General features: G+C 42.1%; 15 protein-coding genes. 13 read left to right on the top strand and 2 right to left on the bottom strand.

The annotated features are described in order from the left end of the window. The first annotated feature begins 6 nt into the window (after positions 1-6). The 4 genes from argB (at position 7) to D0T60_RS03325 (ending at position 2,738) form a co-directional block, all read left to right on the top strand. Entirely contained in the window at positions 7-780 is a 774-nt protein-coding gene (argB, locus tag D0T60_RS03340; RefSeq protein WP_163216731.1) for an acetylglutamate kinase, read from the top strand. Between the two features lie 60 nt (positions 781-840). Next, positions 841-1,350 carry an RNA polymerase sigma factor gene (locus D0T60_RS03335; RefSeq protein ID WP_163216730.1) on the top strand — a complete coding sequence of 170 codons (510 nt, stop codon included), beginning with the start codon at positions 841-843 and terminating at the stop codon, positions 1,348-1,350. Then, positions 1,340-1,849 (top strand): hypothetical protein, encoded by a 510-nt coding sequence (locus D0T60_RS03330; protein WP_163216729.1) that lies wholly within the window; start codon positions 1,340-1,342, stop codon positions 1,847-1,849. Before D0T60_RS03335 ends, D0T60_RS03330 begins: the two co-directional genes overlap by 11 nt. Before the next feature lie 187 nt (positions 1,850-2,036). Next, positions 2,037-2,738: a SprT family zinc-dependent metalloprotease gene (locus D0T60_RS03325; protein WP_163216728.1), complete on the top strand. Its 702-nt coding sequence runs from the start codon at positions 2,037-2,039 to the stop codon at positions 2,736-2,738. Here D0T60_RS03325 and D0T60_RS03320 read toward each other — a convergent pair. Both D0T60_RS03320 and eco read right to left on the bottom strand, forming a co-directional pair. Beyond that, positions 2,735-3,136 carry a hypothetical protein gene (locus D0T60_RS03320; RefSeq protein ID WP_163216727.1) on the bottom strand — a complete coding sequence of 134 codons (402 nt, stop codon included), beginning with the start codon at positions 3,134-3,136 and terminating at the stop codon, positions 2,735-2,737. The two genes, D0T60_RS03325 and D0T60_RS03320, sit on opposite strands and share 4 nt — an antisense overlap. A gap of 268 nt (positions 3,137-3,404) precedes the next feature. Further along, the gene (gene eco / locus D0T60_RS03315; RefSeq protein ID WP_163216726.1) at positions 3,405-3,899 is read right to left on the bottom strand and encodes a serine protease inhibitor ecotin; all 495 of its coding nucleotides are present in this window, start codon (positions 3,897-3,899) and stop codon (positions 3,405-3,407) included. A gap of 564 nt (positions 3,900-4,463) precedes the next feature. On the opposite strand from eco, the gene rimP reads away from it, so the two are divergent. The 9 genes from rimP (at position 4,464) to D0T60_RS03270 (ending at position 15,572) form a co-directional block, all read left to right on the top strand. Continuing rightward, positions 4,464-4,931: a ribosome assembly cofactor RimP gene (gene rimP / locus D0T60_RS03310; RefSeq protein ID WP_163216725.1), complete on the top strand. Its 468-nt coding sequence runs from the start codon at positions 4,464-4,466 to the stop codon at positions 4,929-4,931. A 2-nt stretch (positions 4,932-4,933) separates the two neighbouring features. After that, positions 4,934-6,190, top strand: a complete 1,257-nt coding sequence (gene nusA / locus D0T60_RS03305) for a transcription termination factor NusA (RefSeq protein ID WP_163216724.1) — start codon at positions 4,934-4,936, stop codon at positions 6,188-6,190. 175 nt (positions 6,191-6,365) lie between these two features. Then, on the top strand, positions 6,366-9,443 hold the full coding sequence (infB, locus tag D0T60_RS03300) for a translation initiation factor IF-2 (protein ID WP_163216723.1): 3,078 nt from the start codon (positions 6,366-6,368) through the stop codon (positions 9,441-9,443). 232 nt (positions 9,444-9,675) lie between these two features. Next, on the top strand, positions 9,676-10,182 hold the full coding sequence (locus D0T60_RS03295) for a CvpA family protein (protein WP_163216722.1): 507 nt from the start codon (positions 9,676-9,678) through the stop codon (positions 10,180-10,182). A gap of 3 nt (positions 10,183-10,185) precedes the next feature. After that, positions 10,186-11,637, top strand: a complete 1,452-nt coding sequence (gene sufB / locus D0T60_RS03290; protein WP_163216721.1) for a Fe-S cluster assembly protein SufB — start codon at positions 10,186-10,188, stop codon at positions 11,635-11,637. A 99-nt stretch (positions 11,638-11,736) separates the two neighbouring features. After that, positions 11,737-12,489 carry a Fe-S cluster assembly ATPase SufC gene (gene sufC, locus D0T60_RS03285; RefSeq protein WP_163216720.1) on the top strand — a complete coding sequence of 251 codons (753 nt, stop codon included), beginning with the start codon at positions 11,737-11,739 and terminating at the stop codon, positions 12,487-12,489. 56 nt (positions 12,490-12,545) lie between these two features. Then, positions 12,546-12,944, top strand: coding sequence for a GxxExxY protein (locus tag D0T60_RS03280; RefSeq protein ID WP_163216719.1), 399 nt, complete (start codon positions 12,546-12,548; stop codon positions 12,942-12,944). Between the two features lie 61 nt (positions 12,945-13,005). Then, positions 13,006-14,355 (top strand): Fe-S cluster assembly protein SufD, encoded by a 1,350-nt coding sequence (gene sufD, locus D0T60_RS03275; RefSeq protein ID WP_163216718.1) that lies wholly within the window; start codon positions 13,006-13,008, stop codon positions 14,353-14,355. 5 nt (positions 14,356-14,360) lie between these two features. Then, complete coding sequence (locus D0T60_RS03270; protein WP_163216773.1) at positions 14,361-15,572, top strand: cysteine desulfurase; 1,212 nt, start codon at positions 14,361-14,363, stop codon at positions 15,570-15,572. The last annotated feature ends 31 nt before the right edge of the window (positions 15,573-15,603 follow it).

Genomic DNA, 15,603 nt, shown 5'->3' with positions numbered 1-15,603 from the left:
AGAATTATGAGAGAAAAACTAACCGTAATTAAAGTGGGTGGGAAAATTGTAGAAGAAGAATCCTCCTTAAAACAATTATTAGATGATTTCTCTGCCATCGAAGGATACAAAGTACTTGTACATGGTGGAGGGCGATCTGCTACAAAAATAGCATCCCAGCTCGGTATTGAAAGCAAAATGGTAAATGGGCGTCGGATCACCGATGAAGAAACCCTTAAAGTAGTCACCATGGTATATGGAGGCTTAGTAAACAAAAACATTGTAGCCGGATTACAAGCCCGTAAGGTAAATGCGTTAGGATTAACAGGAGCTGATATGGATGTCATTCGTTCTGTTAAGCGTCCTGTGAAAGACATTGACTATGGTTTTGTAGGAGACGTACAGAAAGTGGATACGGCTATTCTCGTTGATTTAATTCGTAAAGGTGTGATCCCGGTGATGGCTCCTCTTACTCATGACGGAGAAGGCAGCCTGCTGAATACAAATGCCGATACCATTGCGGGAGAAACCGCCAAAGCCCTTGCCAATGATTTTGATGTAACACTCGTCTTCTGCTTTGAGAAGAAAGGAGTATTGCGAGATGAAAATGATGATGATAGCGTAATTCCTTTATTAACGCAAGCTGATTTTGCCGAATACGTACAGCAAGGCATTATTCAGGGAGGGATGATCCCCAAATTGGAGAATTCTTTTGAGGCACTTCAAGCGGGTGTATCCGAAGTAATCATCACTTTAGCTTCTGCCATTCGTGGTGCCGGAGGTACCCGAATCAAAAAATAGTTTAAAAAGAAAGCACACTACTGTAACTTTTCAATTACTCACCCGTCAATCCTAATAGAGATGCAAGAGCTCAACTTTCGAAGAGATGTATTGCCCCTGAAAGATAAGCTTTTCAGATTGGCATATCGCATTACCTTTGATCGTTCGGAAGCAGAGGATATTGTGCAGGATACTATGATCCGCATTTGGAATAAACGTGGGGAGTTGAATGAATTAGAGTCTTTGGAAGCATATTGCTTGACTGTTGTAAAGAATCTGGCCATTGATCGTACGCAAAAGAAAGAATTTCAAAATTTGCGCTTAGACAATGATATGGAGAATATATTCTCGGTGCCCGATCCTTATGATAAGATGGTGGAAAAAGAGAAGCTTATTCTTATTGACAGGTTGATGAATGAACTTCCGGAAAAGCAGCGATTAATTATGCAATTGCGCGATGTAGAAGGGAAAAGCTATAAAGAAATTGCTGATATTCTGAGTTTGTCGGAAGAGCAAGTAAAAGTGAACCTCTTTAGAGCCAGACAAAAAGTGAAACAAAGGTATAATGAGATAGATAAATATGGATTATAAGCATGTAGAAGAACTATTGGAACGTTATTGGCTGTGTGAAACCTCATCGGAAGAGGAAGCTGAGTTACGTTCGTTTTTTACTTCGGAGGATGTGCCGCCTGCTCTGTTGCATTACAGGGATGTATTTATCTATCAGGCTGTTCAGCAAGAGGTGGGAGTCGGTGAAGGGTTTGAACAAAGGGTTCTTGCTCAAATAGAACCGAAAACAGTGAAAGCCAAACGATTGACTTTGGTAAGTCGTTTCACCCCTTTATTGAAAGCTGTAGCTATTGTGACTTTGGTTCTGGGTTTAAGTAATGCCGTGCAGCGCACCTTTTTTGTAGATGACGTATTGGTAGGAACCAATGACACCTGTCTTAGTACACCCAATGAAGTGGAAGTAGCCGAGAAACAAGGCATTCCCCCAGTGAATGTACTGACAGAAAAGATTGGCAATTCCGAAGTTACTCAAATGGATAGCTTACAGTCTAAGGACATAGAAAAGCCCATAGATCGGTAGAGAATAATTAATTTGCAAGAATAAAATTTTTCATTTGCTTTAAATAGTAGTTAGTGTGCTTAATTAAACGTTTTGAAGCTGTGAAGCTTTGACTCTCTTAAATTTCTATTAAAACTAACTAAATAGAAAGGGTTACTGTGTGAACAGTAGCCTTTTTTTGTATGTTTGTAATCTTTTAGAAGCAACAATGAGAGAAGCCATAATAGAAGATAAAGAGCTGGGACGTTTAATAATTCGCCTGAATCCCAGAGCACAGCGTTTTATATTCCGAACAAAAGAAGATGCTATTTATGTCACAGTTCCGTTGGGGGCCACCCAGGAGGAGCTGAACGAGGTGATAGAAGAATTACGAAGTGAACTTTCTGCTTCCCGGAAACAGGTTGCGAGAAAGCAAATAGACCTGAGTTATCAAATAAATACCGAATTCTTTAAGCTGACACTTGTTAGTGGAGAAAGAAATGAGTTCTTGGCTCACTCCGAACTGGGAAAGATGCAAATAGTCTGTCCGCCTACTGCTAATTTTGAGGAAGAGCGCCTTCAGTCTTGGTTGCGCAAAGTAATAGAAGAAGGCTTGAAACGTAATGCAAAAGTTGTTCTCCCCTCCCGCCTCTATATGCTTGCCAACCAACATGGTCTCTTTTATGGAAACGTGAAGATAAATGCTAGTAAGGGGCAGTGGGGAAGTTGTTCAGGTAAGAAAAACATCAATCTCTCCTGCTATTTGATGCTATTGCCTGCACATCTTATTGATTATGTATTGCTACATGAATTAACACATACGCTTGAGATGAATCACAGTGAACGATTTTGGGCATTGCTGAATCAATATACCGACGGTAAATCGCTTGCACTCCGAAAGAAACTGAAAGAATACAAAACAGAAGTTTAACGCGATTGTCCTAATTGTTTAATTCCATCCTCATCCTTTATAAAAGAATAGTTGCCTCCTTTTTCACTTAAATCGAAAGTAGACATGATTTCGGTCTCATTATTAACAATCATAACTGCGCTATGATCGGCAAATCGGTTTACCTCCAATACCACAGGTTCTTCGGTTATTAGCTGATTCCATAATAAACTATCGTTTACATAAACAGATACAGACTCTCCTGCGAAGCCTTTAGTTAAGCTAATGGTATAATTTTCCACATAAGTCTTTTCGAGTTGTTTTTCCCGGGCAATTCTCAAACTCATATAGATGAAAATGACTACTATAAAGATGACGGCAAAAGCCAGAATACCATTACCAATCATAAATTGCTTGTTTGTACTTAAATGATGTGCCATGTGCTTTCTATTAATGAAACAAAGATAACATCAACTAACCAATTTTACCCAATCTTCGTTGAACAAATTTTCCCTGCGGTAAATTTCTATATTGCTTTAGCAAGATTTTGAACGGCCGTAACAAGATTCTACTACGGCCGTAACGAGATTTTGCCGCGGCCGTGACAAGATCTGGCCACGGCCGTGACAAAACGTTGCCGCGGCCGTGGCAAAAACCGGCATAAGAAGAGATAACATGTATGTACTACAACTATGCGGTGACTGAATTTTACTCATTTGTAGCCGTATGCGTTTTCGCTACTTTCCAAATCTTGTATTTCAATTCATACCCTGCCGGAGCATAAAGCACAATCGGTAGCTTACTGTTATACCGAATCAATTTTGATTCTCCTGAAATAAATCGATCCTCTTTCGGTTTGTTGCAAGCCATCATGGTAGAGCGGGTTTGGCCGTTCGAGGTAAATTCGTAATACGTATATCCCCATCCCTGCACATCTTTAGCCTCTATTTTACCCATTAGTGTATGATGATTGCAATCTACATTCATCACTTTTCCGGGAACGATTTCTACTTTGAAGTTCTCTTCATTGGCTTTCTCTTTCAGAAAGATCACATACCTCACCATTCCTTCTTTAGCTTGTGGATAGGGAGCAAGCATCTTTTCGCGTTCTTCTTTTACTTTCATGTTTTGAGCATTAGCTATTCCTGTAAATGCAACTAATAATGTGGTAACCAACATTATTCTTGAAAAATGTTTCTTCATAACAACTTTTTTTAAATCTTTGCAAAGATAACAATTTAGATTGGGAGAATGTTTTAACAGACTCAATCTTTGGTCGATTGTTAGGTAATTGCCGGATACTTAAGTTCTTAGTTATAGACACTGTAACCGCCAATGCCAACTGGCAGTATAATTCGGCCTCCAAGCAAAGTAAAGGCAATAGTGCAGCCAAAACACACTGAAACGTAGTGTTAGATGCGAAGATAAGTGCCAATACATAACCATGGATGGACTCTATGGCAAGATAGATGCAGGGATGGAAGCCATCAAAGTTGGGAGTCAAGGAAAGATGGAGGCTATCCAAGTGCTTTATTGAATTCCTCTCCCGGAGAATAAAATCTACGAACTCTACACCACCGGAAAGCAAACCGTAGCATGGTATAAGTAAAACCAGATGGAGTACTTGATGGTATGCTTTTATGGTACCCATATATTTTTTTTCTTATTATTTTGTGTATCCATATATTATTTAGTATCTTTGTCGCCGAAATGGATGAAGGAGGAGGGGCAATCAAGCCTCTTTTTTTGTTCTTATATAGTTAGTAAATGATAGAAAAAAACATTGTTAAAGCTATTGTAGAAGAATGGCTTAATGGGAAAAACTATTTTCTGGTAGACGCAGCTGTTTACCCCGGTGATCGGATTGTGGTAGAGATAGATCACGCCGAAGGCGTATGGATTGAAGATTGCGTAGAATTGAGTCGTTACATCGAATCCAAACTAAACAGAGAAGAGGCCGATTATGAACTGGAAGTAGGTTCGGCAGGAATCGGACAGCCGTTTAAGGTCTTACAGCAATATTATAACCATATAGACAATGATGTAGAGGTTATGACAAATGACGGTCGGAAACTGACAGGCATACTGAAAGATGTCGACGAAGATAAGTTTGTGGTAGCTGTGCAGAAGAAAGTAAAAGAAGAAGGAGCCAAACGTCCGAAACTTGTAGAAGTGGACGAAACCTTTACTTATGATCAAATAAAATACACCAAATACTTAATTAGTTTTAAATAATTATGGCCAAGAAAGAGGAAACTATCAGCTTGATAGATACATTTTCAGAATTTAAAGAACTGAAGAATATTGATAGAACTACGATGGTAAGCGTGCTCGAAGAGTCGTTCCGTAGTGTTATCACTAAAATGTTTGGCACAGATGAAAATTATGATGTGATTGTGAATCCGGATAAAGGAGACTTCGAAATATGGCGGAACCGGGAGGTTGTGGCAGATGAAGACCTGGAAGATCCGAACCTGGAGATATCACTGACCGAAGCGCAGAAGATTGATGCTTCTTTCGAAGTAGGCGAAGAGGTGACCGATGAAGTACATTTTGCCGATTTTGGTCGTCGCGCCATCTTGAACTTGCGTCAAACGCTGGCCTCTAAGATTCTTGAGCTCGAAAAAGATAGTATTTATAATAAATATATAGATAAGGTAGGAACCATTATTAATGCAGAAGTATACCAGATATGGAAAAAAGAAATGCTTTTGCTGGATGATGAAGGAAATGAATTGTTATTGCCCAAAACCGAGCAGATACCGAGCGACTTCTATCGCAAAGGAGAAACTGCACGTGCGGTAGTAGCCCGCGTGGACAATAAAAACAACAATCCGAAGATCATCCTGTCGCGCACCTCGCCGGTGTTCCTACAACGTCTGTTCGAAATGGAAGTTCCGGAAATTAACGACGGACTGATTACCATCAAAAGAATTGCCCGTATCCCCGGCGAACGTGCCAAGATTGCGGTAGAATCTTACGATGACAGAATCGACCCCGTTGGTGCCTGTGTGGGTGTGAAGGGTAGCCGTATACACGGTATCGTTCGCGAGCTTCGGAATGAAAATATCGATGTAATAAACTATACAGCTAATACTTCGCTGTTTATACAACGTGCGTTGAGTCCGGCTAAAATCTCTTCCATTCGTTTGAACGAAGAAGAGCGCAAAGCAGAAGTATTCCTTCGCCCGGAAGAAGTATCACTCGCCATTGGTAAGGGCGGTATGAACATCAAACTTGCCAGTATGTTGACCGAATACACCATCGATGTATTCCGCGAATTAGATGAAAGTGCAATGGACGAAGACATCTACTTGGATGAATTTAATGATGAAATAGATGAATGGGTGATCAACGCCATTAAAGCGATTGGCCTCGATACGGCTAAATCGGTATTAAATGCACCTCGTGAAATGCTGATTGAAAAGGCAGACTTGGAAGAAGAAACCATCGACGAGGTACTACGTATTTTGAAAGCTGAATTTGAAGAGTAACATCGGAAGCTGACAGTTGACAGTTGACAGTTGATAGTGAAAAATCAAGATTGTACAATTGAATAATATTGTCGCTTTTTGGGATTCAGTGAGGGAAAGACATTTATAGAGGAACGTTATTGGAGAAATAATAGTCAACTATCAACTGTCAACTGTTAACTATTAAAAAGTAATTATGACGATTAGGTTAAACAAAGTAACTAGAGATTTGAATGTAGGAATATCAACGGTAGTTGAGTTTCTGCAAAAGAAAGGGCATACCATTGAGGCTAGTCCTAATACGAAAATTACCGAAGAACAGTATGCTATTCTTGTGAAAGAGTTTAGCAAGGACAAAAACCTTAAAATGGAATCGGAACGCTTTATTCAGGAACGTCAGAATAAAGACAGAAATAAAGCGTCTGTTGCTATTGATGGTTATGATCCGGAACTGGAAAAACCTAAGGCAGAGAAAGTTGATAAAGCAGACAAGGCCGACAACGTCATAAAAACAGTTGTTCCAGAAGAAGCACGTCCTAAATTTAAACCGGTAGGTAAAATTGATTTGGACAACTTAAACCGGAAGCCCGAGAAAGCTGCCGAACCGGAACCAACTCCCGTAGTAAAACAGGAACCTGCACCGGCTCCGGAACCAGAGCCCGTTCCGGAACCCGTAGTAAGCCGGAAAGAGGAAGTAAAGGAAGAACCCAAGCCTGTGGTTGAAGAAGTAAAAGAAATCGTAACTCCTCAGCCGGAGGAACAGGCAAAACCTGAGCCGGTACCGACAAAGGAGCCTGTTATAGTAGAAAAAGAATTGGAGAAAGTAATGGAAGAAGTGAAGCCGGAGGTTATGGAAGCGCCGGTAGTAAAAGAAGTGATCGAAAAAACGACTGAGCCCGAGGCTGGTCGTGATGTGGCGGAGGAAGGAGATGATGTATTTAAGATACGTCCTACCGAAATCGTTTCCAAGATTAATGTAATAGGTCAAATTGACTTGGCGGCGCTGAACCAATCTACACGTCCTAAGAAGAAATCGAAGGAAGAAAAACGTAAAGAACGGGAAGAGAAAGACAAGATTCGTCAGGATCAGAAGAAGCAGATGAAAGAAGCTATCATCAAGGAAATCCGCAAAGACGATGGCACGAACAAGCCAAGAACCGAAGGTGATGCAGCTAACAAAAAGAAACGCAGCCGTATCAACAAAGAGAAAGTTGATATTAACAATGCGTCGAATTTTGCTCGTCCTGTGGCAAACAGCGAAAGAGGAAATAACAATAACAACAACAATAACCGCCCGGGAAATCAACAAGGCGGTGGAAAACGGAATAATAACAAAGATCGCTTTAAGAAACCGGTTATTAAGCAGGAGGTTAGCGAGGAAGATGTAGCTAAGCAAGTAAAAGAAACGCTGGCGCGTCTTACTACTAAAGGTCTGAAAAATAAAGGAGCTAAATACCGTAAAGAGAAACGCGAATCAGCTTTCAACCGCCAACAAGAGTTGGACGATATGGAAGCATCCGACAGCAGAACACTGAAGATTACCGAGTTCGTTACTGCCAACGAATTGGCAAGTATGATGAACATCTCTGTAAATCAGGTAATTGCTACTTGTATGAGTATCGGGCTGATGGTATCTATTAACCAACGTTTGGATGCCGAAACCATTAATCTGGTAGCCGAAGAATTCGGATTTAAAACAGAATACGTAAGTGCGGAAGTAGCACAAGCCATTGTAGAAGAAGAAGATGCACCGGAAGATTTGCAGCCTCGTGCGCCTATTGTTACGGTGATGGGACACGTTGACCACGGTAAAACATCGTTGCTCGACTATGTTCGTAAAGCTAATGTAATAGCCGGTGAGGCCGGAGGTATTACACAGCACATCGGAGCCTATAATGTGAAAATGGAAGATGGCAGACACATTACCTTCTTAGATACACCGGGTCACGAAGCGTTTACAGCGATGCGTGCACGTGGTGCGAAAGTAACGGATATCGCCATTATTATTGTGGCTGCGGATGATAGCGTGATGCCTCAAACTAAAGAAGCCATCAACCACGCAGTGGCGGCAGGTGTTCCTATCGTATTTGCTATTAATAAGGTAGATAAGCCAACTGCTAACCCGGAAAAGATTAAAGAAGAACTGGCAAATATGAACTTCCTGGTAGAAGACTGGGGAGGTAAATACCAATCTCAGGATATTTCGGCCAAACAAGGATTAGGTGTAAAGGAATTGATGGAGAAAGTATTGCTCGAAGCCGAAATGCTCGATCTGAAAGCAAACCCGGATCGTCGTGGTGCAGGGTCTATCATTGAATCTACATTAGATAAAGGACGTGGTTATGTGGCAACCGTATTGGTATCTAACGGTACACTGAATATGGGAGACGTGGTATTGGCAGGAACACACTTCGGTCGTGTAAAAGCCATGTTCAACGAACGTAACCAACGTATCAAATCAGCCGGACCATCGGAACCTGTATTATTATTAGGTTTGAACGGTGCGCCTACAGCCGGTGATACTTTCCATGTGATTGAAACAGAGCAAGAAGCTCGTGAAATAGCGAACAAACGCGAACAGTTACAACGTGAGCAGGGACTTCGTACTCAGAAGATTCTTACATTGGATGAATTGGGTCGTCGTATCGCATTGGGTAACTTCAAGGAACTTAACGTGATTGTGAAAGGTGACGTGGACGGTTCTATCGAAGCATTGAGCGACTCGTTGATCAAGCTTTCTACCGAACAAATCCAGGTGAATGTAATTCACAAAGGGGTGGGACAGATCTCAGAATCGGATGTTACATTGGCAGCTGCTTCGGATGCGATTATTATCGGATTCCAGGTGCGCCCGTCGGCTTCTGCCCGCAGATATGCGGAACAAGAAGGAGTGGATGTTCGCTTGTACTCTGTAATCTACGCAGCCATCGAAGAAGTGAAAGCGGCGATGGAAGGTATGCTTGCTCCGGAAGTGAAAGAAGAAGTAACTGCTACCATCGAAGTGCGCGAAGTATTCAACATCACCAAGGTGGGTACCGTGGCCGGTGCTATGGTGAAAGAAGGAAAGGTGAAACGTTCGGACAAAGCACGTCTTATCCGCGATGGTATCGTTATCTTTACCGGTGCAATTAATGCACTGAAACGTTTCAAAGACGATGTGAAAGAAGTGGCAACCAACTATGAATGTGGTATCAGTCTTGTAAACTATCACGATATTAAGGTGGGTGACATTATCGAATCATATCAGGAAATAGAAGTGAAACAAACGCTATAATGTAGCTATAGGGCACTTCGCTACATGTGCCAACGTGCCAATTGCTAAACGGATGTTCACATCACTTAAGTAATTGGCACGTTGTTTTTTTAGTAATTAGTTTACAGTATAAGAAAGACCCCCTCCGCCCTTTGGGCACCTCCCCCTTGCAGGGGAGGAACCAATGCCGCAGGAACTCCTCCCCTGCAAGGGGGAGGTGCCCAAAGGGCGGAGGGGGTATAATAATAATTATATGCTAATAATCGATTACATAATTCTCGTCATACTCGTTGCAGGAGCTTTGCACGGATGCCTGAAAGGGCTTCTTAAGCAGTTGGCTTCTGTTTTAGGATTAGTTATAGGACTGATTGCCGCACGGGCGCTTTACCTGTCGTTGGCAGAAAAGGTCAGTCCGATGGTTAGCGAAAGCTCTATGACTATAGTCCAGATAATTTCATTTGTAGCTATTTGGGCTATTGTACCTCTACTCTTTTTCTTATTGGCCTCTGTCCTTACCCATGCCTTGGAAGCCGTTTCCTTAGGATGGGTAAATCGTTTGTTAGGCTTTCTGTTAGGTACCTTTACCAGTATATTGGTATTGGGCATCCTGATGAATATACTCGATTATCTGGATGTTAACAACGTACTGATAAGTGGAACAATCAAGGAAGACTCAGTGTTATATTATCCAATCAAACATATCATCAGTGGTCTTTTTCCCGTAGCAAAGGAACTGACCCAACAATATTTATTAACTTAAGTTATGCAGCAAGAAGAACCCAATAAATATGTAAAAGAATTCACCCAGGAGAAGTACAAATACGGTTTTACTACCGATGTACAGACGGAAATCATTGAGAAAGGTCTTAGTGAAGAGGTGGTTCGTATCATTTCGGCCAAGAAGAACGAGCCGGAGTGGTTGCTTGAGTTTCGGTTGAATGCCTATCGGCATTGGTTAACAATGAAAATGCCTACCTGGGCGCATTTGCGTATTCCTGAAATTGATTATCAGGCAATCTCTTATTACGCGGCTCCCAAGAAGAAAGAAGGTCCGAAGAGTCTGGACGAAGTAGATCCCGAATTGATAAAGACCTTCAATAAACTGGGTATCCCCCTGGAAGAACAAATGGCACTCAGCGGCATGGCCGTAGATGCGGTGATGGACTCGGTATCGGTAAAGACTACCTTTAAAGAAACGTTGTTGGAGAAAGGTATTATCTTTTGCTCTTTCAGCGAAGCGGTGCAAGATCATCCCGACCTGATAAAGAAATACCTTGGCTCCGTAGTTTCTTATCGCGACAATTTCTTTGCGGCGCTTAACTCGGCTGTTTTCTCGGATGGTTCCTTTGTGTATATCCCCAAAGGGGTGCGTTGCCCGATGGAACTTTCTACGTATTTCCGTATCAATGCCGCCAATACCGGACAGTTTGAACGTACCTTGATTGTAGCCGATGATGAATCGTATGTATCTTATCTGGAAGGATGTACAGCTCCTCAACGAGATGAGAATCAATTACATGCTGCCATTGTAGAAATCGTAGTGCACGATCGTGCCGAAGTAAAATACAGTACCGTGCAAAACTGGTACCCCGGTGATGAAAATGGCAAAGGCGGTGTTTATAACTTTGTAACCAAACGCGGTCATTGTAAAGGAGTAGACAGCAAACTATCCTGGACACAGGTGGAAACCGGTAGTGCCATTACCTGGAAATATCCTTCGTGTATCTTAACCGGCGATAACTCTACAGCCGAATTCTACAGCGTAGCCGTTACCAATAACTACCAACAAGCGGATACCGGAACCAAAATGATTCATATCGGAAAAAATACCCGCAGCACCATTGTAAGTAAAGGAATATCTGCCGGACGAAGCGAGAACTCGTATCGCGGATTGGTTCGCGTAGCCGAAAAAGCTTCGGGAGCCCGCAATTACAGTCAGTGCGACTCCCTATTATTAGGTGATAAATGCGGTGCACATACCTTCCCTTACATGGATATTCATAATGAAACGGCTATTGTGGAGCATGAAGCCACTACCAGCAAAATCAGTGAAGATCAGATATTCTATTGCAACCAACGTGGTATTTCTACGGAGGATGCGGTAGGTTTGATCGTCAACGGATATGCCAAAGAGGTGTTGAATAAACTTCCGATGGAGTTTGCCGTGGAAGCACAGAAACTGTTAAGCATTTCTTTGGAGGGAAGTGTGGGATGATATAGTAGTTACGAGTTACTAGTTACGAGTTACAAGTAGCTGGTGATTCGTAACTCACAACTTGTAACTAGTAACTTGTAACTCGTAACTAAAATGAAAATGTTAGAAATAAAAGACTTGCACGCAAGTATCAACGGAAAAGAGATATTAAAAGGAATCAACCTCACTGTAAACCAGGGTGAAGTACATGCTATCATGGGGCCTAACGGCTCGGGAAAGAGTACTTTGAGCAGTGTGTTGGTGGGTAACCCGGCTTTTGAAGTAACCAAGGGAAGTGTGAGCTTCTTCGGAAAGGATTTGCTGGAACTAAGTCCGGAGGATCGGAGCCATGAAGGCGTCTTCTTGTCATTCCAGTATCCGGTAGAAATTCCCGGAGTAAGCATGGTGAATTTTATGCGCGCTGCTGTGAACGAGCAACGTAAATATAAGAACCTGCCTGCTTTGAACGCGAGTGAGTTCCTGAAGTTAATGCGCGAGAAACGTTCCATCGTGGAGCTTGATAATAAATTGGCGAACCGCAGTGTGAACGAAGGTTTCAGCGGAGGAGAGAAGAAGCGTAACGAGATTTTCCAGATGGCTATGCTGGAACCGCGCTTAAGCATTCTGGATGAAACGGACTCTGGCTTGGATATTGATGCCTTGCGCATCGTGGCAGATGGGGTGAATAAACTTAAAACGCCGGAGACAAGTTGCATTGTGATTACGCATTATCAACGATTGCTGGATTATATCAAGCCGGATGTGGTGCACGTGCTGTATAAGGGGCGCATTGTGAAAACGGCTGGGCCGGAACTGGCTTTGGAATTGGAAAAGCGCGGATATGATTGGATAAAGGAGGAAGTAGGGGAGTAATTAATATAATTAAGACGCGGATTGCGCGGATTATACGGATTTAAAACACGGATTTAATGTTGCACGAAGAACTTACGGAAGAGATTATTGGTGCTTTTTATCAGGTGTATAATGTACTTGGATATGGTTTTCTGGAGCAAGTATATCAAAATGCGTTGTATAAAGAATTGATAAGAATGGGGTTGAAATGTGAACCTCAAAAAGAAATTAAAGTATTCTATAAAAATGAGTTAGTTGGGCGTTATGTGGCTGATATTGTTGTAGAGGAACTTATTATTATAGAATTAAAGGCTGTGAAGCAACTATTGCCGGAACACGAAGTTCAACTGGTAAATTATTTGAAAGCAACTGGAGTTGAGATTGGTTTATTACTAAATTTTGGTCGTACTCCAGAAATCAAACGTAAGATATTTACTACTCATTACTATGAAGACGATTGTTTAGAGTTTGAATAAAAAAAATATCCGTGTTTTAAATCCGTATAATCCGCGCAATCCGCGTCTAAAAACAAAAAGTATGAGTATAGAACAACAATATATTGATCTCTTCTCCCAAGCAGAAGGGATGATCCGCAAGCATAGTGCAGAGGTGCTCAGTGCCCCTCGTGCCCAAGCCTTTGCAGACTTTCGTCAGCAAGGATTTCCTACCCGGAAAGACGAAAAATATAAATACACCGAGATAAGCAAACTATTTGAGCCCGACTACGGTCTGAACTTAAACCGTTTAGATATCCCCGTCAACCCTTACGAAGTATTCAAGTGCGACGTACCCAATATGAGCACCGCCCTATACTTTGTTGTAAACGATTCTTTCTATAACAAAGCCCTTCCTAAAACAGAGCTGCCCGAAGGAGTCATCTTCGAAAGCCTCAAAGAAGCCGCCCAAAAGTACCCCGAATTGGTAAGGAAGTATTATGGCAAATTAGCCGATACCTCAAAAGACGGTGTCACAGCCTTCAATACTGCTTTTGTACAAGACGGTGTTTTCTTCTATGTGCCCAAACATGCAGTATTAGAGAAAACCATTCAGTTAGTTAATGTACTTCGTGCAGATGTTGACTTCATGGTCAACCGCCGTGTACTAATCGTCATAGAAGACGGAGCGCAGGCAAAACTGCTGATGTGCGATCATGCAATGGATTCGGTAAGCTTCCTCTCTACCCAAGTCGTAGAAGTATTTGTGGGAGAGAACGCTATGTTCGACTTATATGAGTTGGAAGAAACCCACAACAAGACCACCCGCATCAGCAACCTATATGTAAAACAAGAAGCTTCCAGCACAGTACTGCTGAATGAAATGACCCTTCATAACGGAGTAACCCGCAACACAACAGAGGTGACCCTTGCCGGAGAACGGGCAGACATCAGTTTGTGTGGCATGGCCATTGCGGATAAGACCCAACATGTAGACAATAACACCTTTATTGATCATGCGGTGCCCAACTGCAACAGCAACGAACTATTTAAATATGTATTGGATGATCAAGCTGTAGGAGCTTTTGCCGGTACGGTACTGGTTCGTCCGGGGGCGCAACACACCACCTCTCAACAAACCAACCGCAACCTTTGTGCCACGCACGAAGCCCGTATGTATACCCAACCACAGTTGGAAATATATGCCGATGATGTAAAATGTAGTCATGGAGCTACTGTAGGGCAGTTAGATGAGAATGCTTTATTCTATATGCGTGCCCGTGGTATTGCAGAAAAGGAAGCCAGACTACTGTTGATGTTTGCATTCGTAAACGAAGTAATCGATACCATCCGTTTAGATGCATTGAAAGAGCGTTTGCATGTATTGGTAGAAAAACGTTTTCGTGGCGAACTTGCTAAATGTCGTGGATGTGCTATATGCAAAGAATTGTAGAAATGATAGATATAAAAAAGATAAGAGCAGACTTCCCTATCTTGCAACGGGAGGTTTATGGTAAACCATTGGTCTATTTTGATAACGGAGCTACTACTCAGAAACCCCGGGTAGTAGTCGATTCCATTGTCGACGAATATTACTCGGTAAATGCGAATGTGCATAGAGGCGTTCATTTCCTGTCTCAGCAGGCTACGGTGTTGCATGAGAATTCCAGGGAAACCGTAAAGCAGTTTATCAACGCCCGCTCAACCAATGAAATTATATTTACCCGTGGCACCACTGAATCTATCAATTTGCTTGCTTGCTCTTTTGGTGAAGCATTTATGGAAGAAGGAGATGAAGTGATTATTTCCGTCATGGAGCATCATAGCAATATTGTGCCCTGGCAGTTGTTGGCTGCGCGGAAAGGTATTGGCATCAAAGTAATTCCCATGAATGATAAGGGAGAATTGCTGATTGATGAATACAAAAAACTCTTTTCCGAAAAGACTAAGTTAGTCAGCGTTACTCATGTTTCCAATGTGTTGGGCACAATCAACCCCATTGCGGAAATGATAGAAATAGCCCATGCAAATGGCGCTTATGTATTGGTAGACGGTGCACAGGCAGTACCCCATACGAAGGTAGATGTGCAAGAATTGGATGCAGACTTCTATGCTTTCTCAAGTCATAAGATATATGGCCCTACGGGTATTGGCGTGTTATATGGCAAAGAGGACTTACTCGATCGTCTACCTCCCTACCAGGGTGGAGGCGAAATGATTCAAACAGTTACTTTCGAGAAAACCACTTTCAATGAACTCCCCTTCAAGTTTGAAGCCGGTACACCCGACTATATTGGTACCACTGCCTTTGCCAAAGCATTGGATTATGTAACAGCCATCGGCTTAGATGCCATTGCCGCATACGAGCACGAGTTGACTACTTATGCTACCCAACGCCTGAAAGAAATAGAAGGCATGCGTATCTTCGGCGAGGCCGACAGTAAAGGAAGTGTAATATCTTTTCTGGTTAATGATATTCATCATTTCGATATGGGTACCTTATTAGATCGCTTAGGAGTAGCCGTACGCACCGGGCATCATTGTGCACAACCGTTAATGCAACGCCTTGGTATTACAGGAACGGTACGTGCTTCATTTGGAATTTATAACACAAAAGAAGAAATTGATGTTCTTGCAGAAGGCTTAAAACGCATATCAAGCATGTTCTAAATGACTTTATTTAATATTTTTTCTGTTTTCT

Origin of the sequence: Bacteroides sp. 224 (genome assembly GCF_010500995.1) — a bacterium.
Taxonomy (GTDB): Bacteria; Bacteroidota; Bacteroidia; order Bacteroidales; family Bacteroidaceae; genus Bacteroides.
Note: the sequence above shows the minus strand (reverse complement) of the source record. Positions and strands in the feature narration are given on the sequence as shown.